This is a genomic window from Kitasatospora sp. NEAU-69 (genome assembly GCF_057158765.1).
In genome coordinates this window covers 17,082-38,313 of sequence record NZ_JBWXUE010000006.1, presented here as the reverse complement: position 1 = coordinate 38,313, position 21,232 = coordinate 17,082, and the positions used below count along the sequence as shown (strand labels likewise).

Here is a 21,232-nt window from a genome sequence, read left to right as displayed (position 1 = left end):
GTCCCGGTCAGTGACGCCCCGTGAGCTCGCCGAGCAGCGCCCGGCCGACGGGCCAGTCACCCAGTCCGGACGCGGAGTTGATGTGTCCGAGGGCACCGAGCTCAACCAGGTGTGAGCCCCAGCCGGCTGCGAAGGCCCGAGCGCGCTCGACTGTGCAGTAGTGGTCGTCGGAGCTGGCCACCACGGTAGTGGGGAAGGGCAGCCGACGCAGCGGAATCGGGCTGAACGAGCTCAGCACGTCAAGTCCCGCGGCCGGTTTTGTCATGGCCCGGGGTGCAGAGCCTTGTCCCGGGGTCTTCCGCCGTTCACCGGGCACTGGAATCATCCCTACCCGCAGGTAACCCGACTGTCGGGTCATCAGCTTGCACGCGACCCCTCATCAGCTGCCCCCAGGAGGACACGTGTCCCCGCTCTCCCGCCGCACGCTGCTCGGCTCGGCCGCCGCATCCGGCGCCGCGCTCGGCCTCGGCGTGCTGCCCGGCTCGCTGCAACAGGCGCTCGCGGCCCCGGCCGTGCCCGGCACCCTGGACGACGTCGAGCACGTCGTGGTGCTCATGCAGGAGAACCGTTCCTTCGACCACTACTTCGGCACCCTGAACGGCGTGCGCGGCTACGGCGACACCTCGCGGGTGCGGCTGCCCGGCGGTTCGGACGTGCGGTACCAGAAGATGTTCGGCAGCTGGGGCACCACGCTCCAGCCCTGGCACCTGGACACCTCCACCAGCGACGCGCAGCGGATCTTCGACCTGGACCACTCCTGGGGCGGCACGCACAGCGCCTGGGCGAACGGCCAGTGGAACAACTGGATCCCGGCCAAGACCTGGTACACCATGGGCTACTACACCCGCCAGGACATCCCGTTCCAGTACGCGCTGGCGGACAACTTCACCGTCTGCGACCAGTACTTCTGCTCCGCCATGACGTCCACCGACCCGAACCGGCTCTACCTCTGGTCGGGCATGATCGACCCGAACGGCACCGGCGGCGGCCCGGCCACCGACAACAGCAGGACCGGCTTCACCTGGACCACCTACCCCGAGCGCCTGCAGGCCGCCGGCATCTCCTGGAAGGTCTACCAGCAGCAGGACAACTTCGACGACAATGCTCTGGCCTGGTTCAAGTCCTTCCAGACCGCCCCGCAGGACTCGCCGCTGTTCGTCAACGGCATGGCCCGCCGCGGCGCCGACGACTTCGCCAACGACGTGGCCAACGGCACCCTCCCGGCCGTCAGTTGGGTGGTCGCCCCGACCGCGCAGTCGGAGCACCCGAACTACCCGCCGGCCCAGGGCGCGGACTTCACGTCCACCGTGGTGCTCCAGGCGCTGGCCGCCAACCCGGAGGTCTGGGCGAAGACCGTCGTCTTCCTCAACTACGACGAGAACGACGGCTTCTTCGACCACGTGGTGCCGCCGGTGGCGCCGGACGGCACGCCGGACGAGTTCATCGGCGGCGTGCCGATCGGCCTGGGCCCGCGGGTGCCGATGATCGTGATCTCGCCGTGGAGCCGCGGCGGCCGGGTCAACTCCGAGGTCTTCGACCACACGTCGGTGCTGCGCTTCCTGGAGAACTGGACCGGTGTGCGCGAGCCGAACATCTCGGCCTGGCGCCGCACGGTCTGCGGCGACCTGATGTCGGCCTTCGACTTCACCAGCAGCGACCGCAGCTTCCCGGCCCTGCCGGACACCAAGCAGCTGCTCGCCGACCTGGCCGCGCAGGACAAGCTGCTGCTGCCGCCGGTCTTCCCGCCGCTGGTCCAGCACGACCCGCAGGTCGAGCCGGGCGACCGTCCGGCGCTGCCGACCGGCTACCGGTTCGGCTCCTCCTCGCGCACCGACACCGCGCAGGGCCTGCTCTGGATCAGCCTCGACAACCTGGGCACGCTGGGCGCCGGCATCTCGATGTACACGGTGAACTTCCGCCAGTTCGGCGCCTGGCGCTACACGCTGCCGGCCGGCGGCAACGTGACCGACTACTTCAGTGCGCTCGGCGTCAGCGGCGGCCCGTACGACATCGACGCGCACGGCCCCGACGGGTTCCTGCGCGGCTACAAGGGCGACGTGCGGACCTGGTCGAACCCGGCCAAGGGCCACCCGGAGGTCTCCTCGGTGGAGTCACCGGACGGCGTGCGGATCACCCTGAGCAACCAGGGCGGCGCGCCGGTGGTCTTCACCATCGGCGCCGACGCCGCCTTCGGCGCGAGCGGTTCGACCGCCCGGACGGTCACCGTGGCCCCGGGAGCCAGCGCGGACGACGTGCTCGCCCCGACCCCGGCCGGCCGCTACGACTACACGGTCACCGCCGACACCGGCGACGGCTTCGAACGCCGCTTCGCCGGCCGGCTCCAGCCGGAGGCGTGAGCCGAGGTGAGCAACTGCCCGGTGGTCCGGCCGGCCGGACCACCGGGCAGCAGCCCGTCTCACTCGTAGCGGTGCAGCAGTGCCTCCCGCTCGTCCTGCTGCACCTGCTCCAGCGTCAGGCCGTCCAGTGAGCCGGAGAGGTGCGACAGCGTCACCTCGGCCGAGCTCGGCGCGGCGTCCTTCGGCAGCCACTGGTCGGGGCGCCAGACCGAGCCGCGCAGCAGCGACTTGGGGCAGTGCCCGTAGACCTCGGTCACCCGGACCACGATCGCGCTGCGCGGCGGCTTGCCGACGGCGGTGAGCTGGTCGAGCAGCTCCGGGTCGGTCGAGACGCAGGCCCGGCCGTTCACCCGCAGCGTGTCGTTGCGCCCCGGGATCAGGAAGATCAGGCCGGCCTGACCGGTGGCGACGATGTTGTGCAGCGTGTCGAGCCGCTTGTTGCCGGTCGCGTCCGGTATCGCGAGCGTGTGCTCGTCCAGCACCGAGACGAACCCGGCCGGGCCGCCGCGCGGCGTGACGTCGCAGCGGCCGGTCTCGTCCGCACTGGCGACCAGCACGAACGAGGAGCAGCCGATCAGCCGGCGCGCGGCCTCGTGCAGGTGGTCCACCTGCTTGTGCGCGACCGCGATGCTGGACGGCCCGTAGAGCTCGCGCAGTGCGGCGGGGTCGCGGATGGCATCGACGCTCAGCATGTCGAACAGGCTGGCGGCCGGCGTGATCGTCATACCGCGCAATCTAGCGGATCGTTGCGCGGCGGGGGATACGGTTGATCGCGTGGAGAACATCACAGCGGCCCTGGCCGCAGCCCTGTCCGAGCTGCGTGCCGCACTCGGTCCGGGCGGGGTGCTCGACCCCGCCGATCCGGCCGCCGGCTTCGTCCGTGACGAGCGCGGCCTGTTCCCCGCCCACCCCGCCGCGGTGCTGCGCCCGCGGACCACCGAGCAGGTCGCCGCGGCGGTCGCGGTCTGCGCCCGGCACCGGGTCCCGGTGGTGCCGTTCGCCGGTGGCACCGGCCTGGTCGGCGGCGCGATCCCGCTGGGCAGTGGCAGCCAGCTGGTGCTCAGCGTGCGCGGCCTGGACCGGATCCGCAGCGTCGATGTCGCCGACTTCTCGCTCACGGCGGAGGCCGGCTGCGTGCTCGCCGACGTGCAGCAGGCGGCCGAACGGGCCGGACTGCACTTTCCGCTGCGGCTCGCCTCCGAGGGCAGCGCCCGGATCGGCGGCGCGGTCGCGACCAACGCGGGCGGCAGCAACGTGCTCCGCTACGGGATGACCCGTGACCTGGTGCTGGGCCTGGAGGCGGTGCTGCCGGACGGCCGGATCTGGCACGGCCTCGGCTCGCTGCGCAAGGACAACACCGGCTACGACCTCAAGCAGCTGCTGATCGGCTCCGAGGGCACCCTGGGCGTGGTCACTGCGGCGACCGTCCGCCTGGTGCCCAGGCCCCGACACCACGCGGTCGCGCTGCTCGCGCTGGCCGGACCCGAGCCGCTGGGCGGGCTGCTCGCCCTGGCCCGCGAGCTGCTGGAGGACCGGCTGACCGCACTGGAGCTCTTCAGCCGCACCGGACTTGACCTGCTGCTTGCCCAAGTTCCCGGCAGCAAGGACCCGTTCGGCCGCCCGCACGCGCAGTACCTGCTCGTCGAGGCGACCAGCACCCGGGACGGCCCGGGACTGGCCCGGCAGTTGGAGGACTTCCTCACCGCGGCCACCGAACGCGGCCTGGCCCAGGACGCGGTGCCCGCGCTGGACCGCCCGCAGGCGCAGGCGCTCTGGGCACTGCGCGAGAACCTGCCCGAGGCCGAGAAGCGCGCGGCCCGCGAGCGCGGCGCGGCGGCGGTCAAGCACGACGTCAGCGTCCCGCTCGGGGCGGTCGCCCGCTTCGTCGGCACGGCGGAACGGCGGCTCGCGCAGGAGTTCCCGGGCGCGCTGCTGAACGCCTTCGGCCACGTCGGGGACGGCAACATCCACCTCAACCTGCTGGTCCCGCCCGGCACCGACCGGGCCGCGCTCTCCGACCGGGTCTACGCGCTGGTCGGCGAGTTCGACGGCAGCATCAGCGCCGAGCACGGCATCGGCATGCTCAAGCGCGACGCGATGGCCCGGCTGCGCCCGCCGCTCGAACTCGCCTTGCTGCGCACGGTGAAGGAGGCACTCGACCCGCTCGGCATCATGAACCCGGGCAAGCTGCTGACTGACCGACGCCAGGACTAGGCCCTCTCTTTCGGATCTTGCCGGGCGCGCGACGCCGGGCATCCCGCCTGGCCGCACCGGCGAATCATCCAAGTACGACCCAGTACGAGGATGATCCGCCGGCACGCCCAGCCGGGCGCCCAACGCCGCACGCTGATCCGACAAGATCCGAAAGAGAGGGCCTAGCCCTTCAGCACACTGAAGTGACGCAGCGTCAGTTCGGTGGCACGCACCAGGTCGCCGGTCTGCCAGCCCAGCTCCAGCTTGGCCCTGCGGGCGTCCGGGGTGACCTCCGAGGTGAGGAAGTGCAGCTCGCCGAAGGAGAGTTGGGGCGCGCTGCGGGTCAGCTTGGCGGTCAGCTCGCCGATCGCGGCGTAGGCCCAGGCGCCGGGGGTCGGCAGGGTCGGCGGGATCCGCGCGGCGGGCACCAGCTGCTTCACCAGCGCGGCGATCTCGGTCAGTTCGAGGTAGCGGTCGGCGAACAGGTAGCGCGAGCCGACCGGGGCATCGGCGGCCAGCAGGTGGCCGCGGGCCAGGTCCTCGTTGCCGACCAGGCTCATCCCGCCCGGCGGCAGCAGCGGCACCCGCCGCCCGGCCAGCTCGACCAGCAGCCGGTTGAGCGCGGTCGGCACGGTCGGGGTCGCGCCGAAGGCCGAGGCCGGGTGGGTGATCCGGGCCGGCAGCCCGCGCTCGGCCGCCGCGGTGGTCACCAGCCGGTCGGCCAGCTGCTTGGACCGCTCGTACGGGGTGCCCAGCGGACGCCGGGCCAGCACGGACTCGTCGAACGGGGTGGCCCGGTTCCGCTCGAAGACGTCCATCGTGCTGGTGTGCACGAAGCAGCCGACGCCCTCGGCCAGCGCCGCCTCGACCAGGTGCGCGGTGCCGTCCACGTTCACCCGGTGGAACGCCGACGGGTCGCGCAGCCACTGCTCGGGCATGCCCGCGGTGTGGAAGACGGTGTCACAGCCGGCGATCGCGGCCCGCACCGAGCCGGCGTCGGTGACGTCCCCGCGGATCGGCTTCACTCCCTGGGGCAGCACCCGCGCCGCCCGTCCGGTATCGCGTACCAGCGCCCGCACCCGGTCACCGCGCTCCACCAACTGCCGCGCGAGCGGATAGCCGACGGTCCCGGTGGCACCGGTGATCAGGACCTGACGCACGGACATTCTCCTTGGCAACTGGGAAATTTCCCGGATCATCCCATCCTCTGGACACCCTGCCGCCCACCCGCGCCCGTCCCGCGCCTGCCCCGGACGGCCCGCAGCGGCCGCCCCGGCCCGTACCCCAGGCGCTCAGCGCGCCCGCGCCCCGCCCGACCGGGCCACCGCGCCCTGCCACAGATCACCCGCGCGGGTCATCCCCACCTGCTCGCTCACCACCCGCGCGAGTCATCCCCACCTGCTCGCTCACCACTCGCGCGGGTCAGCTCTGCCTGCTCGCTCACCACTGCCACGGGTTGCTGCAGCGATCCCCGCCACCCCCACCCGGCAGCCCGCGCCGCCACGCGACGGCGCCCCCGGCCGGCCGCGGAGCGGCAGGCCAGGGGCACCGTTTGCGTAGCGCCGGCTACTAGCTGATCGCGAAGTCGTCGCCGTAGACGTTCCCCTGCGAGTACCAGCCGTGCAGGTACACCGTCACCTTGCCGGTCGAGTCGGTGGTGAACGGCACGCTCAGCTTCGTCCAGCCGCTGCCCGAGGCCCAGGTGGAGCCCGTCGCGCCCCCGCTGACGCCGAGGTACGCGTAGTTGCCCTGGACCCAGCCGCTCAGCGTGTAGGCGTGGTTGGGCAGCAGCGTGACGGCCTGGTCGCACTCGCCGGTCTGGCCGCTGGTCGGCGTGACCTGGAGCGCGTAGCTGCCCGAGTGCACCGGCGTGGAGACCACGGCGCCGCCGGGCTGGCAGGTCCAGGGGCTCAGGCTGCCGCTCTCGAAGCCGCCGTTCGCCAGCCCGGTGCTCCCGGAGCCGGTCACCGTGAGGGTGTAGCCGGCGGTGTGGCTGCCGGTGCCGGCGGTGCCGGTGACGGTGAGCGGGTAGCTGCCGGGTGCGACGGCGGCCGTGGTGCTGATGTTCAGCGTGGAGCCTGCGCCGGAGTTGACGCTGCTGGGGCTGAGGGTCGCGGTGACGCCGGCCGGTGCGCCGCTGACGGTGAGGTTGACGTTCTCGGCGCTGCCGGAGGTGACGGCGGTGCTGACGGCGGCGCTGGTGCTCCCGCCGGGGGCGACCGCACCACTGGCCGGCGTGACGCCGACCGAGAAGTCGTTGGTCGTGGTGCCGCCACCGGAGGTGAACGGTTCCATCGCGTGGCTGAAGTCCCAGGTGTTCTGCGCGATGCCGGAGCAGGTGTCGGAGCCCGCGGTACCCACCGCGCAGCTCGCGTTGTCGCGCTCCAGCGCCCAGAAGGCGAGCGTGCTGACGCCCTTGGCGGTGGCCCAGGTGGCCACGTTCTGGGCGTCCGCCACGGTCGTGGTCTCGGCCGTGCCGTAGTCGTCGACGCCCGGCATCAGCGTGATGCCGATCTGCGCCCAGCGCTGCGCGGCGCTCTCGCTCGGGTAGAGCTGGCCGAGCTGGCCGAACAGGCCGGTCGCGGCGCTCTCGGCGTCGTTGCCCATCTCGTGGCTCGCGCCGTCGTAGTAGTCGAAGGTCATGATGTTGACGACGTCGACCCGGGTGCCGTTGCTGACCGCGTTCTTCAGCACGTTCAGGCCGGTGTCGGCCAGGCCGCTCGTGGTGGTCGGCAGCGTGTAGGAGAACTGCACGTTGCGCCCGTTGGCCGCCGCCCACTGCTCGACCAGCTTGACCGCCTTGTTGCGGCGGTCGATGCCGGCGGTGTTGGTCAGCGAGTTGTCCTCGGTGTCCAGGTCGATCCGGTTGACGTCGTACGTCGTGATCACGTTCTCGTACTGCGCCGCGATCTGGTTGACGTCCGTGCAGCTGTCGGCTATCTCGGTGCCGCCGTTGTCGGCCGCGTAGCCGCCGAAGGAGGGGATCACGTCCCCGCCCGCCGCCTGGATGCTCTTGATCTGGCTGCCGTAGGTCGAGGCGGCGATCGGCGTGCTCGTGGCGCCGTTCCAGTAGGCCGTGCACGAGCCCTTGGTGGCGGCCTGGAGGAAGGCCATCGACAGGTACTTGTTGCCCGACTGGCTTGCCAGCGTGGCCGGGTTGTCGCTGCTGTACGCCTCGAAGTACGGGGCGAAGACATGGGCCGGCAGCCGGGTGGCGGCGTGGGCGGCGGCGCTCGCGCCGACCAGCAGGCCGGCCGAGGCGGCCAGCGTGGCGCCGGCGGTCAGTACGGCCTGGACGGATCTGTGAAGTCGCATCAATGCTCCAGCAGACGGACGTGACGGGCATGGACAGGTGCAGGGGAGAGCTGCGGACTTGCGCATGACAACGACCGGCGCGAGGCACCGAAGCACCGAGCTGCGATGGTGCGGCGGTGCGGTGGTGTGCTTGTGCGGCGGTCGGAGAAGCGGGGGCGGTAGGTGGATCCGGGCAGGGCAGGTCCCCGCCGGCCGGTGGTCACACCCCCACAGTGCATCCCGGTCGGATGGACGACGGAGTCCATGTTTGGACTAGACCAGTTATCTGTCAAGAGTCCTAACAGTCACTCGGCCCGCTTCCGCCGCCCGTCCGCGCCTCGTCCGTAATCCGGCTGATGCCACGTCAGATGCCGTCAGTGGCGGCGGCCCGCCGTCAGCAGGTGCCCGCTGATCCCGAGCAGCGAGGGCTCCGACTCGGTGCGGCGCAGTGCGTCGAGCACCACGGCGCGCTGCGCCGGGTCGTCCAGCCGCTCATCGACGCCCAGCAGCCAGGCGGCGCCCTCCAGGCCGTACTGGCCGGTCACGGAGAGACCCGCCTCGGCGAACTCCACCGGGACGTCGGCGGGCTGGTGGAAGTAGGCGGTGGTGAACATGTTGGCCGTGCTGCCCGGGCGCAGTTCGCCGGTGGTCGTGGCCGCATCGGTGACGGCCCGGTTGGCGGCCTCGAAGTAGCCGCCACTGCGCATCGTGTCGTGCAGGCCGGCGAACCGGTTGATGGTCGCGGCGACCACCAGGCCGCCGGGCCGCACCACCCGGCGGGCCTGGGCGAGGGCGCGCAGCCGGTCCGTGCGCTCGGTCAGGTGGTAGAGCGGGCCGAGCAGCAGGACGACGTCCATCGAGCCGTCCTCGGCGTCCGGCTCCCGGGCGTCGCCGACCCGGGCCGTCACGCCGGGCAGCTTCGCCGCCTGCTCGACGTGCAGCGGCACCGGGTCGATCAGCTCGACCTGGTGCCCGTCGGCGGCCAGCCACTGCGCGTGGATGCCGGCGCCGCCGCCGACGTCCAGGATCCGCAGCGGCTCCGGTTCGCCGGTCGCGCCGGTCGCGCCTGTTGTGACGGTGGCGAGCAGCCGGCGCAGCACGTCCTGGGTGCGCCAGAGCTCCAGCCGGTTGTGGCCGTGCAGCAGGCGGCCCGCCTCCTGGCCCCGGTTGTAGTAGGCGAGGACCTCGGGGGCGATGTCCGGCGTGCCGGGTGTCGCTGTACCGGCTGTCGGTGTCTTGGGTGTCGCTGTCATGGGCGGAAGCCTCGCGGCTGTCGACGATCATCGGCAACCGATTTCACCGGGTGCGGCGGTGACTGCGCTGCGTGACGAAGTTCGTGACACCTGCCACAGGCTCCGGGAGCCTACGGCCGTGGGTCGTGGTCACGGGCCCGGGTGCGGGGCGGCCGGGCGGGGATGATCGGGGCCCGCTACTACCGCAGGTCGTAGCGGCGAGGTTTGCTGCCCTGTGTCGTACCGGGTTAAACCTGGACGAGTCGCCAAGCGCGCCGCCTGCACCGGGCCTCCTGTTCCGGTGCCGGTTCCCCCGGCGGGGCGCTTCCGTACGGCACCGACCGATATCGGGGTGCCCACGGCCACCGACGCGCCATCGCCAGCCTGCGGCCACTGCCGCGGTGCTGCCGTGCGTCCGGAGGCCGGCAACACCTTGTGAGGTAAACGCAGTATGCGCAGCACCCTGATGACCACCGTGCGTCGACGCTCGTCCGTGATCGCGGCTTCGGCCGGCCTGGCCACCGTCTGTGTGGCTTCCGCCGTCGCCCTGGCGATCCCGGCCGACAGCGCCGTCGCCGACGCGCCGGCCAAGGGGTCGGTCGCCACGGTGGAGCACCAGGGCAGTGCCGGGCTGAAGCTGACCCCGCACGGCGAGGTCCAGACCGTCGCCCTGGTCGCCGCGGGCGGCGACGCCGGGCAGCTGACCAACGCCTCGTACCTGAAGCCGGTCACCGTGGACGACGGCCACAGCCTGAAGGTCGCGCCGTACGGTGCTCCCGAGGCCCCGGCTCCGGCCGCGCAGGCCGCCGAGCAGGCCCCGGCACCGCAGCCCGAGCCCGCTCCGGCCGAGCAGCCGGCCCCGGCGCCGGCCCCCGCCGAGCAGCCCGCCCCGGCCCCGGCTCCCGCCCCGGCCCCGGCCCCGGCTCCCGCCCCGGCCCCGGCCCCGGCGCCCGCTCCCGCCCCGGCTCCGGCCCCGAAGCCGGCCACCCCGGTGGTCACCGACACCAGCCCGAGCGGCATCCGCGCGCTGGCGCAGAGCATGGTGCCGGCCGACCAGTTCGCCTCGTTCGCGAACATCGTCAGCCACGAGAGCAGCTGGAACCCGACCGCGGTCAACCCGTCCTCCGGCTCCTACGGCCTCGGCCAGGCGCTCCCGGCGGGCAAGATGGCCTCGGCCGGCTCGGACTGGCGCACCAACCCGGTGACCCAGATCAAGTGGACGCTGAACTACATGAACGAGCGCTACGGCAGCCCGAACCAGGCGTGGGTCTTCTGGCAGAACCACCACTGGTACTGATCGGCGCCCACCCGCGCCACGGCAGCCGGAAGCCGAAACCGAAGCGGCCCCGCAGCACCACCTCGTCCGAGGAGTGCCGCGGGGCCGCTTCGCGCTGTCCGGTGCCGTCCGGTGCTGTCCGCCGGGTGGAGCCGGTGGCCGGCTCAGCCCAGCCCGTTCGCCTTCACCCAGTCCTTCGCCACTGCCGACGGGTCGTCCTTGTCCACCGAGACGCGCTTCATCAGCGCGACCAGCCCCGCGGTGTCCAGCTTCGCCGAGACCGCGTTCAGCGCGGCGGTCGCGGTGTCGCTCACACCCGCCTTGTTGACCAGCGGCGTCACGTTCTGCACCCCGAACACGTTCTTCGGGTCGTCCAGCGCGACCAGGCCGAGCTGCACGAGCCGGGGGTCCGTGGTGAAGACGTCACCGACCTGGAGCGTGCCGTCCTTGATCGCGTTCGCGGTGGTGTCGGCGGTCGGCTTCCACTCCTTGAAGGACAGCCCGTAGGTGTCCTTGAACTGCTGCTCGCGGCGCGACTGGAACTCCGGCTGACCGCCGATGGTGAACTGCGAGGCCTGCGCGGCGAGATCGCCGATGGTCTTCAGGTTGTACTTGGCAGCCGTGGCCTGGCTGACCGTCAGCGAGTCCTTGTCCTGCGCTGCCGACGGGTTGAGGATCTCCAGGCTGCTCGGCAGCTCCTTGGTCAGCGCCGCGTCCACGTCGTCCGTGGTGGTCGCGGTGGAGTTCTTGTCCACGTACGCCAGCAGCGCGCCGTTGTACTCCGGCAGCACGGTCAGGCTGCCGCTCTGCACCTGGCCGTAGAGCACCTCGCGGCTGCCGATGTTGAACTTCTCCTGAACCTTGACGCCCTTGGCCTGCAGCGCCTGCGAGTAGATCGAGGCGAGCAGCACGTTCTCCGGGTAGTTCGCCGAGCCGACCACCACGGTGGAGCCGCCGGCCTTGGCGCTCCCGCCCAGCGGGTCGCCCTTCGACGAGCTGCACGCGGTGGCGGCCAGCGCGATCGCGGCGGTCAGGACCAGGGTGGTGGTGGCGCGTCTGTGCAGGGACGTAAGAGACATGGCGATTCCTCTCGGGTTTCAAACAAGAAAAAGTTGACGGGCGTGCGGCGCTCAGCGCCGCGAGCGCACCCCAGCCGGCAGGGCGAAGCGGTTCAGCAGTGCGAAGAGCAGCTGAACGGCCACCGCGAGCAGCACCACCAGCAGCGCGCCGCCGATGGTCTGCGGGAAGTCCTTGGTGGCCAGCCCGTCCACCACGTACCGGCCCAGGCCGCCGAGGCCGACGTAGGCGGCGACCGTCGCGGTCGCGATCACCTGGACGGCGGCGGTCCGCAGGCCGGCCAGCAGCGCCGGCAGCGCGGACGGGACGCAGACCTGCCAGAGCACCTGAGGGTGCGTCAGGCCGATCCCGCGCGCGGCGTCCCGCAGGTCCGGGTCGGTGCCGCGGACGCCCTCGCAGGCGGCCACCAGCAGCACCGGTGCGGCGAGCGCGACCAACGGCATCAGCACGGCCGTGTCGCCCACCCCGGCGACCAGCACCGTGAGCGTGACCAGGCCGAGCGTCGGCACCGCCCGCGCCGCGCCGGTCAGCGCGGTGACCAGGCCGGCGCCGCGGCCGGTGTAGCCGATCAGCAGGCCGAGCGGGATCGCCAGCAGTGCCGCGAAGAGCAGCGCCTCGCCGGAGAGCGTCAGGTGCTCGGTGATCCGGTGCAGGATCGAGTCCGGCCCGCTGCGCCGGTCCGGCGCGGAGAAGAAGTCGGAGATCCAGGAGAGCCAGTTCATCGGGCGGCTCCCGAGGTCTCCCGGACCGCCCACGGTGCGAGCAGTCGGCGGGCCAGCAGCAGGGCGGCGTCGGTGACCAGCGCGAGCAGCGCGATCAGCACGATCCCGGCCACGATCGGCGTCGGGAAGGTGCGCTGGAAACCGTCGATGAAGAGGTAGCCGAGCCCGCCGCGCCCGACCAGCGCACCGACGCTCGCCAGCGAGATGCTGGAGACCGCCGCCACCCGCAGGCCGGCCACCAGGTACGGCACGGCGGCGGGCAGCTCGACGGCGGCGAGCCGGCGCCACGGGCCGTAGCCCATCGCGGTCGCGGCCTGCCGGACCGGCTCGGGCACCGCGCGCAGCCCGTCCACCGTGGTCGGCAGCAGCACGGCGATCGCGTAGCAGGTCAGCGGGATCATCACGGTGGCCTGGGTGGCCAGCCCGGTGTACGGGATCAGCACGATGAAGACGGCCAGCGAGGGCAGCGCGTAGACCACGTTGAAGACCGCGGCCAGCGGCTGGTACAGGCGGGGGAAGCGGGTGCAGAGCAGACCGAGCGGCACCGCCAGCAGCAGGGCGACCAGCACCGGGACGAGCGAGATCACCGCGTGGTCGAGCAGCAGGTGCCAGAGGTAGTCGGTGTGCTGGCCGAGCCAGCGCCAGCGGACCAGGGGCTCACCGTCCATGGCCGGCTCCGCTCGCCGTGCCGGCGGAGTCGGGTATGACCGGGGTGCCCTCGCCGGCCTGCGCCGGTGCCGCGTCCGCCACGGCGTCCGGTACGGCGTCCGTGACGCCGTTCAGTGCCGTCGCCGCGTCGAGCGCTTCGAGCACCGCGGCGCGTGGCGCGAGGCCGAGAGCCCGGCCCTCGGCGTCCACCGCGACCGCCGCGCGGGCGGGGGAGAGCACGGCGGCGTCCAGCACCGTGCGCAGCGTGTCGCTCTCCGGCCGGTAGACGCCGACCTGACGGATCGTTTCCCCCGGGCCGGTCCACCCGGTCGGCCGTCCTTGGCCGTCCACGGTGAGGGTCCAGCCGTGTTGCGGCTCGGTGTGCGGGAGCAGCGCGATGCCGGTCGCGGTGCGCAGGCCGAGCCCGCGCAGCCCGCGGTCGCGGCCGAGGAACGCCGCGACCTGCTCGTCGGCGGGCGCGGCCAGCAGCGTGGCCGGGTCGGCGATCTGGCCGATCCGGCCGTGCTCGCGCAGCACCACGATCTGGTCGCCGAGCCGCACCGCCTCCTCGATGTCGTGGGTGACGAAGAGCACCGTCTTGTTGAGCTCGGCCTGGAGCCGCAGCAGCTCCTCCTGGAGCCCGGCACGCACCACCGGGTCGACCGCGCTGAACGGCTCGTCCATCAGCAGCACCGGCGGGTCGGCGGCCAGCGCCCGGGCCACGCCGACCCGCTGCTGCTGGCCGCCGGAGAGCTGGAACGGGTACCGCTTGGCGGTCTCCGGCGCCAGCCCGACCAGTTCGAGCAGCTCCGCCGCCCGGGTCCGGGCCCGCTTGCGGTCCCAGCCGAGCAGGTACGGCACGGTGGCGATGTTGTCCAGCACCTTGCGGTGCGGGAAGAGCCCGGCCTGCTGGATCACGTAGCCGATGCCCCGGCGCAGCTTGGCGGCCTCCAACTGGGCGACGTCGGTGCCGTCCAGCAGCACCCGGCCCGCGGTGGGTTCGACCATCCGGTTGACCATGCGCAGGATGGTGGTCTTGCCGCAGCCGGACGGGCCCACCAGGACGGTGGTCCGCCCGGCCGGGACGGTGAGGTCGAGACCCTCGACGGCGATCGTGCCGTCGGGGTGGCGCTTGCCGGCGCCGTCGAATCTGATCACGGAGAATTCCTAGCTGTGGTGCCTGGGACACCGGTCGGTGCGTGTCATCGTGCGGGTCGAGCGGTGGAACGTCGGAGCTGCTGCGCTGTGCTGTGCCGAGCATTGCAGGGGGGTCGGACACCCGAGGCTGCTTGCCCCCGTCAGGACCAAGGGAAACCCTGAACGGGTATCGGTGACCGATCCGACACGCCGTGCGGACCTGGTGCGATGTCAGAACCGTTGGCGGCTGCCGGGCCCGTCGGGCCGTCAGCCGGGGTGCTCGTGACTGGTGGGCGTTCCCGGCCCTGGCCCCGGCTCGGTGGGCAGCCCGGCCGCCGCCCAGGCGACGAAGCCACCGGCCAGGTCGGTCGCCCGGTGCAGCCCCAGCTCCCGCAGCGAGGCGGCGGCCAGGCTGGACGCGTACCCCTCCGAGCAGACCACCACGACCGGTACGTCGTACCCGGTGGCCTCCGCGATCCGGTGGCTGCCGGTCGGATCGAGCCGCCACTCCAGCACGTTGCGCTCGATCACCAGCGCGCCGGGGATCTGCCCCTCCCGCCCGCGTTGCGCGGCTGGACGGATGTCCACCAGCAGCGCCTGTCCGGCCAGCCGGTCCCGGTGCGCCTCCTGCGGCCCCGGCCGGTGCACGCCCGCCCGGGCCCGGGCGACCAGCTCGTCGATCGTCACCACTGCTCCGCCACCTCCACCGCGGTGCGCCGCAGGCCGCTGGCGCGCAACTCGTACCGGGACATCTCGCTGAGCGGCGGCGAGTACGCGTGGATCGTGACGGCCGGTCCGCCCGCGGTGTTGCGCACGTCGTGCAGGAACTCGGGCCCGAACGCGCGCACCGTCCCCGCGACCAGCCGCCGGGTGTGCAGCTCGCCGTCGGAGCCGCCGAGCGACAGCTCCTCCAACTCGCCGAGCGCCACGGTGAACGCGCCGCGCGAGCCGCCGTGGTCGTGGAAGCCGGTGGACTGGCCGGGCAGCCAGCTGATCAGCCAGACCTCGTACTCCTCGGTCAGCCGCAGCCGTTCGTACCAGCGCTCGTCCACCGAGAGCCGGACCTTCCCGATCCACTCGGCCGGCCGCTCGGCCAGCTCGGCGACCACGCCGCGCAGCTCGGCCGGACTCAGCGCAGGGGGTGCACCCGGATCAATGCCAATACTCGTATCAATGCCTTTACCAGTGTTGGTGCCAGTGCCCGTGTCAGTGCTCGTATCAGTGCTCATGGCGAGTCCTCGGGAAGCCCGGGGCCGTGCGCGTTCCGCCGCCGGCGGCGCGGCGGACGGCACGGGGCCAGGGGATGAGATCAGCGGGAAGATCGGAAGATCAGAGGATCACGAAGACCACGGAGATCGAGGGTCAACGCGAAGGCGATGAAGGCCGCGCTCCCCGGCAGAAGGTCACAGGGGCGGGCAGACGGACCCGAAAGGGCGTCAGTCGGTCAGCAGGCACACATGTCGCTCGCCTGGCGTCGCAGATCGACGTGCAGGCGGCAGACGAGAACGGTGCCGTGGTCCATGCCGAGATAGTCGTTGATCGGCTGGCGGCACGTCAAGCTCGTCCCAAGGCGTGGCGCGGTCCCGCCCGTACTGTCCACGGTCCGTGCACGCTCGGCCCCACCGCTCCCCGGGCCCGGAAAGCTATCGTTGAACCGCGCCGCACCCGCGCCGCCACGCCCTCGGGGAAGGGAACCGTCCGTGGACATCGAAGCCGCCGGTGCCATCACCGCCGCCGTCAGCGCAGCCGCGACCGCGGTCGGCACCAGCATCGGCGACCGCGCCTGGAGCGGCCTGCTGACCCTCGCCCGCCACATCGGCCACCGGGACCCGAACACGACGGCAGAGCTCACCACCCTGCCCGACCCGGACCGGATCGACCGCACCGACGAACAGCAGGTCCGCGACCTCACCGAACTCCTGCTCACCCACAGCAGTACGGACGCCCACCTCGCCACCGACCTCACCACCTGGCTCACCACCCATGCTGCGGCCCTCGGCGTTCAGCTGGACCACAGCACGGTGAGCAACGAGGTCGGCGGCAACGCCCAGGCCAGGAACGTGATCCAGGGCCGGGACTTCAGCGGGACGATCAACATGGGCATGTGACACCGGAGGATGCCGTTCGGGCTGGTGCGGCCGCAGCCGGGGCGCTGTCACCGGGCCTGACGGTTCAGGAACGTCGATCCCGGGTCAGGTACCAGGTGCCCGCCACCACGGTCAGCGCGAACAGCAGCAGTCCGCCGCCCATCGCCGCCAGCAGCCAGACCCGGCCCGCAAGCCCGAGCGAGCCGCTGAGCGAGACCTGGAGCGACCCGATCGCGAACGCGATCGCCGCCGTGAAGACGGCGACCAGTTCCACCGCCCGCACGGTGGCGCTCTGCAGGGTGTGCCGGACCTCCTGGTTCGAGGCCTCCTGCTGGTCCCACAGATGCTGCTGGCGCGCCGTCCAGTTGGCCCGGTTCCAGGCGTCGAGGATCGCTTCCCGTTCGCGCCGGTACTGCTCCTGGAGCAGGGCGTGGCTGTTCCGGTTGCCCTGTGCCGGGAGCAGGCGCAGCGCGTCGTCGATGCTGGACAGGGCTCCGTCGTGCCGGTCGGTGAGCCGGCGGCCGACCGCCAGCCGGAAATGGAAGACGTGGTCCGTCGGGAACTCCCGGACTGCCTGCTCGGCCCGCTCGCGGAGCAACTCGCCCTGCCCATCGAAGGGTCGGGCGGCAACCAGCGCGTTCAGGCAGATGTCCACCACCTCGCGGGTTCGCTCCGGAGAGGCCCAGGCCGCGTCCAGGAGTTCGACGGCGTAGACGGCTGTGGTCGCCCGGCTGCCGAGCGCTGCGAACGCCAGCAGCGCATTGAAGAGCGGTTCGCCGTCCAGGGGTTGTCGGCTGAGCGGGGCGGCCTCCAGGAACCTGCGCAGCTCGTCGAAGTTGTAGTTGGCCCGCAACTTGCCCGCGTGGTACCAGGTGGCGAATGCTGCGGCCGGGCCGCGGTCCGGGTCCGCGCGCAACCGGTCGGCTGCAGCTGAGAGTTCTGTGACCGACTCGACGCTGTCCCGGGTGATGAAGCCGTAGCCGAGAGCCCAGCGCCCACTGACCGCCTGCCGGTGCTCGGCGGCCACGTGCTCGGTCAGCCACTGCCCGCACGCTGCCGCCGTCAGCACGGTCGGCCGGGCCAGCAGGCGCAGTCGCCAGTAGCGGTCGGCGCAGATCAGGAAGGGGTCGCCGACGAAGTCGGCGCTGTTGACCGAGAAGGTGGGCAACTCGCCGTCCCGCACCAGCTCCTCGGCCACCGACTCGCAGGTGCGGTCGAGTTCTCGGGAGTCTCCGCCGGTCAGTCGGGTCAGTTGTTCCCGTACCAGGGTGTGATCCATCGGTCCCCCTCCGCCGCCTGTCCGCTGCTGACCAGTTGTGCTTATCACGGCGGATCGCGGCGGCGGAGGAAGATCGGGTGAATCGGGTCGGTGGTGCGGGGTGGGTCAGTTGTTCTGTGCGGCGTCGGAGTCGGCCGCTGCGGCGGCGCTGTCCGCGGCGTCGACCTTCTGCTGCATCTCGCCGAGCTGCTTGGCCGCGCCGCCTGCGCTGTCGGTGGTGGCCGGGGTGGTGGTGGCGGCGGGGGTGCTGCCGGAGCCCGTACCGGTGCCCGTGCTGCCGCCGGCGGTGGACCCGCCGCCGCAGGCCGTCAGGCTGAGCGAGGCGATCACGGCGGCGGTGGCGAGCCCGGCGGCTCGGCGGATCGAGCGAGCGGTCACTGTGCGGTGCCGGTGCCGGTGCCGGTGCTCAGGCCCTGGGAGCCGCACCAGGTGGAGACCGCGTTGAGGTCGCTCTGGCGCTGGGTGAGCGTCGGAACCAGGCTCTTGCGGTAGGTGAGCCGGTCGTTGAGGTAGGTGTAGACGGCGGTGTGGCCGGCGGTCTTCGCGTCGTCCACGCGCTGCTGGAGCCGGGCGATCGAGCCGGCCTCGGTGACCGGGCCGTTGAGGCGGTTCAGGGCGTTCTGGATCCGGGTCTCGGTCTTCGGCAGCCGCTTGCAGATGGCCTTCGCGCCGTCGCTCTGCGGGGCGGGCAGCGTCTTGACGGTCGGCGTCGCCGCGGGGGAGGCGGCCTGCGCCGGGCCGGCGAACGCGAACAGGGTGCCGCCGAGGGCGAGTGCGCCGACCGTGGCGGCGGCCTTGCGGTAGGTGTGCATGGTCGTGTCCTTCAGTTGCCGGGATGGGCAGATCCGGCCGGGCCTGTGCGGTCCGGCTGAACAGGACGGTAGGGCGCCTCCTTGTGGTTTCTTTGTGAGTCGGTGTGAGTCGGTGCGCGATCTGGTTCGCCGGCCTCAGGAGCCCGCGAAGCCGATCCAGTCCCGCCGGGCCGGCAGTGGCAGGGTCGGCGCGTCGCCGCTGATCAGCGGCAGCCTGACCTCGATCCGGCAGCCGTGGCCGTCGGGTGGCGCGGTGACGTTCACCGTGCCCCGGTGCAGCGCGACCTGCTGGGCGACCAGGGTCAGCCCGAGGCCCGAGCCGGGGCTGTCCCGCCGCCGGTGGAACCGGTCGAAGACGGCGGCGCGCTCCGCGACCGGGATGCCCGGGCCGTCGTCGTCCACGGTCAGCACGGCCTGTTGGCCGTCCTGGTGCAGGCCGAGCGTGATCCTGGGCGGCCGGTCGGGCCGTCGGCCGTGCACGGCGGCGTTCAGCAGCAGGTTGTCGCAGACGATCCGCAGGCCGGCCTCCCAGCCGTGCACCCGCAGCCCGGCCGGCCCGGGGCCGGTCATCGAGATCGCGAGGTCCGGCCGGCGGCGGCGCAGCTCGGCCACGGCCGCCGCGGCCGGCTCGGCCAGGTCGAGCGGCCCGAACGCCTCCTCCTCGACCAGGTCGCCGCGGGCCAGCGTGCGCAGCGCGGTGAGCAGGTCGAGCAGGCGGCGGTGGTCGTCGCGCAGGTCGGCCAGGATCTCGTCGCGCTCGGCGGGCGGCAGCTCGGGGTGCGCGCTGAGCACGTCGAGGTTGGTCTGCAGGCCCATCAGCGGGGTGCGCAGCTCGTGCGAGGCGGCGGCCGAGAACGAGCGGGCGGTCTCCAGCGCCTGCCTGGTCCGGTCCGCCTGCTCGTCGTAGCGGGCCAGCGCGGTCTCCAGGGCGAGGGCGAGTTCGTCCACCTCGCGGACCCCGCTGGGCTGGTAGCCGAAGTCGGCCGCGCCGGCCTTCGGGTCGAGCGCGGCCGCCCGCCGGCCGAGCCGGCTGAGCGGGGCGGTGGCGCGGCGGGCCAGCCCGTAGCCGAGCAGTCCGGAGACCGGCGCGGCCAGCAGGGCGGCCAGCAGGATCCGCCCGCGCACCGCGGCGACCTGCGGATTCGTCGCGGAGCTCGGGGCCGCGACCCAGAGCGTGCCGGGGTTCGCGCCGCTCACCTGGCGGGCCAGCACCTGCCAGCTGCGGCCGTCGGAGTCCACCGTGACCGGGCCGGTCACGCCGGACGGGCCGGGCGCGGGCAGCGCCGCCGGACCGGGCAGTGGGCCGCCCTGGGTGACCACGGCGCCGTTGGCGTCCACCACCCGGACGCCGACGTCCAGCGCGTCGTTGAGCACGCTGCGGCGCTGGTTCTGCTCGATCCTGGTCCGGCCCTGCTGGTCGGCGGTCAGCAGCGTGCGGGCGGCCGGCAGCACCGCGGCCGCGCGATCGCGCAGCCTGGCGTCCTGCTGGGCGCGCAGGTCGTGGCTGACCAGGCCGAGCAGCAGCGCGCCCGCGCCGAGCACGAGCAGCGGCACGATGAGCGCGGCGCCGATCGCGATCCGGGTGGCCAGGCTCATCGAACCGGGCTTGATCCGGCGTCCGTTCGTCCGGTGGCCGCTCGTCCGGCGTCCGCTCATCTCTTCACCGGGCCCTCTCGCCGCTGCGGCTCGGGTGACCGCTGAGGCTCGGGCAGGCGCAGCACGAAACCCACCCCGCGCACGGTGTGGATCAGCCGGGAGCGGCCGCCCTCCTCCAGCTTGCGCCGCAGGTAGCTGACGAAGGTGTCCACCGCGTCGGTGCGCACCTCGAAGTCGTAGCCCCAGACCCGCTCCAGCAACTGGTCACGGGTCAGCACCAGGCCGGCGTTGCGGGCCAGGTACTCCAGCAGCTCGAACTCGCGCCGGGTCAGTCGCACCGGCATGCCGTCCCGGCGCACCTCGCGGGTGGCCGGCTCGATCTCCAGCGGTCCGACCCGCAGCACGTCCGTCCCCGCGCCCGGGCCGGACGGCGGACGGCGGCGCAGCAGCGCGTGCAGCCGCAGCACCAGCTCCTCCAGTGCGAACGGCTTGACCAGGTAGTCGTCCGCCCCGGCCTGGAGCCCGGCCACCCGGTCGGCCAGCTCGTCCAGCGCAGAGAGCATCAGCACGGGCACGTCGCTGCCCTGCTCGCGCAGCCGACGGCAGACCTCGGTGCCGGACAGGTCGGGCATCGAGACGTCGAGCACGACGACGTCCGGCGGTTCGGTGGCGAGCTCCTCCAGCGCGGCGACGCCGCCGTCGGCGGTGCGCACGGCGAAGCCGCTGAGCCGCAGGCCGCGCCCCAGTGAGCGGCGGATCGTGTCGTCGTCGTCCACTACCAGCACCGTCCCGGTGCTGTCACCGCCGGCCATCGGCTCTCTCCTCGCGCTCCTCGCGCTTCTCGCTGACTCCCGGCCACTCGCCGGGGTGCCCACGGTGGCACGGGCTGATGAGAGTTTTCTCATCGAACTCCGGGGCAGCAGAGGAAGGGGGCCTGTCGGCCCGGAACCGGGCGCCGAGCCGTCGGCGTCCCTGTCAGCAGATCACCGTGCACCACGGGTCGTGGCCGTCACGACCGACATGATCGGAGAGCAAGGACTGCATCATGGGCATCGTCAGCTGGATCATTCTCGGCCTGCTCGCCGGGGGCATCGCCAAGCTGCTGCTGCCCGGGCGTGACCCGGGGGGCATCTTCGTCACCACGCTGATCGGCATCGCGGGGTCGTTCGTCGGAGGCTGGCTCTCCACGCGCTTCCTGCACCGGCCGGTCGCCACGCACTTCTTCGACCTGGCGACCTGGGGCTCGGCCATCGCCGGGTCGCTGGTGCTGCTGATCATCTACCGGATCTTCTTCGGCAACTCCCGCGACCGGCGCTGACTCCGGCACCGCGCTCAGCCTCGGCCGGACTGCCTTGGCCTGACTGCCTCGGCCGGACTGCCTGGCCCGGACCGCCTCGCCCGGACCGCTCCGCGCAGCTGCCTTGTGCCGTCGACAGCACAAGGCAGCTGCGCACCGCCGCTAACAGGCGTCCCAGTCCAACTCGCCGACCCAACGCGGGAACTCCTCCCAGGGCGTCAATCA

General features: G+C 72.7%; 21 protein-coding genes. 5 read left to right on the top strand and 16 right to left on the bottom strand.

Features of this window, described 5'->3' with window-relative positions:
- Window positions 1-7: 7 nt before the first annotated feature.
- A complete protein-coding gene (locus AC060L_RS08980) occupies window positions 8-265 on the bottom strand; it encodes an RBBP9/YdeN family alpha/beta hydrolase (RefSeq protein WP_483798060.1) in 258 nt (85 codons plus the stop codon).
- A 136-nt stretch (window positions 266-401) separates the two neighbouring features.
- On the opposite strand from AC060L_RS08980, the gene AC060L_RS08975 reads away from it, so the two are divergent.
- Window positions 402-2,357 carry a phosphocholine-specific phospholipase C gene (locus AC060L_RS08975; protein ID WP_483798059.1) on the top strand — a complete coding sequence of 652 codons (1,956 nt, stop codon included), beginning with the start codon at window positions 402-404 and terminating at the stop codon, window positions 2,355-2,357.
- Window positions 2,358-2,416: 59 nt separating this feature from the next.
- Here the strand turns inward: AC060L_RS08975 and AC060L_RS08970 are convergent, their stop codons facing one another.
- Window positions 2,417-3,082: an MSMEG_1061 family FMN-dependent PPOX-type flavoprotein gene (locus AC060L_RS08970; protein ID WP_483798058.1), complete on the bottom strand. Its 666-nt coding sequence runs from the start codon at window positions 3,080-3,082 to the stop codon at window positions 2,417-2,419.
- Between the two features lie 49 nt (window positions 3,083-3,131).
- Between AC060L_RS08970 and AC060L_RS08965 the strand changes: the two genes are divergently transcribed.
- Entirely contained in the window at window positions 3,132-4,571 is a 1,440-nt protein-coding gene (locus AC060L_RS08965; RefSeq protein WP_483798057.1) for an FAD-binding oxidoreductase, read from the top strand.
- A gap of 161 nt (window positions 4,572-4,732) precedes the next feature.
- Here AC060L_RS08965 and AC060L_RS08960 read toward each other — a convergent pair whose 3' ends face one another.
- The 3 genes from AC060L_RS08960 to AC060L_RS08950 all read right to left on the bottom strand — a co-directional run bounded on the left by AC060L_RS08960 (window position 4,733) and on the right by AC060L_RS08950 (window position 9,097).
- Window positions 4,733-5,710, bottom strand: coding sequence for an NAD-dependent epimerase/dehydratase family protein (locus tag AC060L_RS08960; protein ID WP_483798056.1), 978 nt, complete (start codon window positions 5,708-5,710; stop codon window positions 4,733-4,735).
- Window positions 5,711-6,119: 409 nt separating this feature from the next.
- Window positions 6,120-7,865, bottom strand: a complete 1,746-nt coding sequence (locus tag AC060L_RS08955; RefSeq protein WP_483798055.1) for a glycosyl hydrolase family 18 protein — start codon at window positions 7,863-7,865, stop codon at window positions 6,120-6,122.
- 353 nt (window positions 7,866-8,218) lie between these two features.
- A complete protein-coding gene (locus tag AC060L_RS08950) occupies window positions 8,219-9,097 on the bottom strand; it encodes a class I SAM-dependent methyltransferase (protein ID WP_483798054.1) in 879 nt (292 codons plus the stop codon).
- 430 nt (window positions 9,098-9,527) lie between these two features.
- On the opposite strand from AC060L_RS08950, the gene AC060L_RS08945 reads away from it, so the two are divergent.
- Complete coding sequence (locus AC060L_RS08945; protein WP_483798053.1) at window positions 9,528-10,373, top strand: aggregation-promoting factor C-terminal-like domain-containing protein; 846 nt, start codon at window positions 9,528-9,530, stop codon at window positions 10,371-10,373.
- A gap of 143 nt (window positions 10,374-10,516) precedes the next feature.
- Here AC060L_RS08945 and AC060L_RS08940 read toward each other — a convergent pair whose 3' ends face one another.
- The 6 genes from AC060L_RS08940 to AC060L_RS08915 all read right to left on the bottom strand — a co-directional run bounded on the left by AC060L_RS08940 (window position 10,517) and on the right by AC060L_RS08915 (window position 15,165).
- Window positions 10,517-11,431, bottom strand: a complete 915-nt coding sequence (locus tag AC060L_RS08940; protein WP_483798052.1) for an ABC transporter substrate-binding protein — start codon at window positions 11,429-11,431, stop codon at window positions 10,517-10,519.
- A 51-nt stretch (window positions 11,432-11,482) separates the two neighbouring features.
- Window positions 11,483-12,151 carry an ABC transporter permease gene (locus AC060L_RS08935; protein ID WP_483798051.1) on the bottom strand — a complete coding sequence of 223 codons (669 nt, stop codon included), beginning with the start codon at window positions 12,149-12,151 and terminating at the stop codon, window positions 11,483-11,485.
- Window positions 12,148-12,819, bottom strand: coding sequence for an ABC transporter permease (locus AC060L_RS08930; RefSeq protein ID WP_483798050.1), 672 nt, complete (start codon window positions 12,817-12,819; stop codon window positions 12,148-12,150). Before AC060L_RS08930 ends, AC060L_RS08935 begins: the two co-directional genes overlap by 4 nt.
- Window positions 12,809-13,957 carry an ABC transporter ATP-binding protein gene (locus tag AC060L_RS08925; RefSeq protein WP_483798049.1) on the bottom strand — a complete coding sequence of 383 codons (1,149 nt, stop codon included), beginning with the start codon at window positions 13,955-13,957 and terminating at the stop codon, window positions 12,809-12,811. Before AC060L_RS08925 ends, AC060L_RS08930 begins: the two co-directional genes overlap by 11 nt.
- A gap of 246 nt (window positions 13,958-14,203) precedes the next feature.
- Window positions 14,204-14,626 (bottom strand): rhodanese-like domain-containing protein, encoded by a 423-nt coding sequence (locus tag AC060L_RS08920; RefSeq protein WP_483798048.1) that lies wholly within the window; start codon window positions 14,624-14,626, stop codon window positions 14,204-14,206.
- The gene (locus tag AC060L_RS08915; protein WP_483798047.1) at window positions 14,620-15,165 is read right to left on the bottom strand and encodes a cysteine dioxygenase; all 546 of its coding nucleotides are present in this window, start codon (window positions 15,163-15,165) and stop codon (window positions 14,620-14,622) included. The genes AC060L_RS08920 and AC060L_RS08915 overlap by 7 nt, the downstream gene beginning before the upstream one ends.
- A gap of 471 nt (window positions 15,166-15,636) precedes the next feature.
- On the opposite strand from AC060L_RS08915, the gene AC060L_RS08910 reads away from it, so the two are divergent.
- A complete protein-coding gene (locus AC060L_RS08910; RefSeq protein WP_483798046.1) occupies window positions 15,637-16,044 on the top strand; it encodes a hypothetical protein in 408 nt (135 codons plus the stop codon).
- A 64-nt stretch (window positions 16,045-16,108) separates the two neighbouring features.
- Here the strand turns inward: AC060L_RS08910 and AC060L_RS08905 are convergent, their stop codons facing one another.
- From AC060L_RS08905 to AC060L_RS08885, 5 genes are all read right to left on the bottom strand, one after another.
- Complete coding sequence (locus tag AC060L_RS08905) at window positions 16,109-17,302, bottom strand: hypothetical protein (protein WP_483798045.1); 1,194 nt, start codon at window positions 17,300-17,302, stop codon at window positions 16,109-16,111.
- 105 nt (window positions 17,303-17,407) lie between these two features.
- Window positions 17,408-17,680 carry a hypothetical protein gene (locus AC060L_RS08900; protein WP_483798044.1) on the bottom strand — a complete coding sequence of 91 codons (273 nt, stop codon included), beginning with the start codon at window positions 17,678-17,680 and terminating at the stop codon, window positions 17,408-17,410.
- The gene (locus AC060L_RS08895) at window positions 17,677-18,114 is read right to left on the bottom strand and encodes a hypothetical protein (protein WP_483798043.1); all 438 of its coding nucleotides are present in this window, start codon (window positions 18,112-18,114) and stop codon (window positions 17,677-17,679) included. The genes AC060L_RS08900 and AC060L_RS08895 overlap by 4 nt, the downstream gene beginning before the upstream one ends.
- Before the next feature lie 135 nt (window positions 18,115-18,249).
- The gene (locus AC060L_RS08890; protein ID WP_483798042.1) at window positions 18,250-19,770 is read right to left on the bottom strand and encodes a sensor histidine kinase; all 1,521 of its coding nucleotides are present in this window, start codon (window positions 19,768-19,770) and stop codon (window positions 18,250-18,252) included.
- Window positions 19,767-20,522: a response regulator transcription factor gene (locus tag AC060L_RS08885; RefSeq protein ID WP_483798041.1), complete on the bottom strand. Its 756-nt coding sequence runs from the start codon at window positions 20,520-20,522 to the stop codon at window positions 19,767-19,769. The genes AC060L_RS08890 and AC060L_RS08885 overlap by 4 nt, the downstream gene beginning before the upstream one ends.
- A 233-nt stretch (window positions 20,523-20,755) precedes the next feature.
- Here AC060L_RS08885 and AC060L_RS08880 point away from each other — a divergent pair, with 233 nt between their 5' ends.
- Window positions 20,756-21,028 (top strand): GlsB/YeaQ/YmgE family stress response membrane protein, encoded by a 273-nt coding sequence (locus tag AC060L_RS08880; protein WP_483798040.1) that lies wholly within the window; start codon window positions 20,756-20,758, stop codon window positions 21,026-21,028.
- Window positions 21,029-21,232 lie beyond the last annotated feature (204 nt).

Excerpts from the sequence above, each read along its gene's own strand:
- AC060L_RS08915 (WP_483798047.1), bottom strand. The coding sequence starts at position 15,165 with ATGAGCACTGATACGAGCACTGACACGGGCACTGGCACCAACACTGGT.
- AC060L_RS08890 (WP_483798042.1), bottom strand. The coding sequence starts at position 19,770 with ATGAGCGGACGCCGGACGAGCGGCCACCGGACGAACGGACGCCGGATC.
- AC060L_RS08940 (WP_483798052.1), bottom strand. The coding sequence starts at position 11,431 with ATGTCTCTTACGTCCCTGCACAGACGCGCCACCACCACCCTGGTCCTG.
- AC060L_RS08980 (WP_483798060.1), bottom strand. The coding sequence starts at position 265 with ATGACAAAACCGGCCGCGGGACTTGACGTGCTGAGCTCGTTCAGCCCG.
- AC060L_RS08930 (WP_483798050.1), bottom strand. The coding sequence starts at position 12,819 with ATGGACGGTGAGCCCCTGGTCCGCTGGCGCTGGCTCGGCCAGCACACC.
- AC060L_RS08955 (WP_483798055.1), bottom strand. The coding sequence starts at position 7,865 with ATGCGACTTCACAGATCCGTCCAGGCCGTACTGACCGCCGGCGCCACG.
- AC060L_RS08935 (WP_483798051.1), bottom strand. The coding sequence starts at position 12,151 with ATGAACTGGCTCTCCTGGATCTCCGACTTCTTCTCCGCGCCGGACCGG.
- AC060L_RS08905 (WP_483798045.1), bottom strand. The coding sequence starts at position 17,302 with ATGGATCACACCCTGGTACGGGAACAACTGACCCGACTGACCGGCGGA.
- AC060L_RS08895 (WP_483798043.1), bottom strand. The coding sequence starts at position 18,114 with ATGCACACCTACCGCAAGGCCGCCGCCACGGTCGGCGCACTCGCCCTC.
- AC060L_RS08970 (WP_483798058.1), bottom strand. The coding sequence starts at position 3,082 with ATGACGATCACGCCGGCCGCCAGCCTGTTCGACATGCTGAGCGTCGAT.
- AC060L_RS08945 (WP_483798053.1), top strand. The coding sequence starts at position 9,528 with ATGCGCAGCACCCTGATGACCACCGTGCGTCGACGCTCGTCCGTGATC.
- AC060L_RS08950 (WP_483798054.1), bottom strand. The coding sequence starts at position 9,097 with ATGACAGCGACACCCAAGACACCGACAGCCGGTACAGCGACACCCGGC.
- AC060L_RS08880 (WP_483798040.1), top strand. The coding sequence starts at position 20,756 with ATGGGCATCGTCAGCTGGATCATTCTCGGCCTGCTCGCCGGGGGCATC.
- AC060L_RS08885 (WP_483798041.1), bottom strand. The coding sequence starts at position 20,522 with ATGGCCGGCGGTGACAGCACCGGGACGGTGCTGGTAGTGGACGACGAC.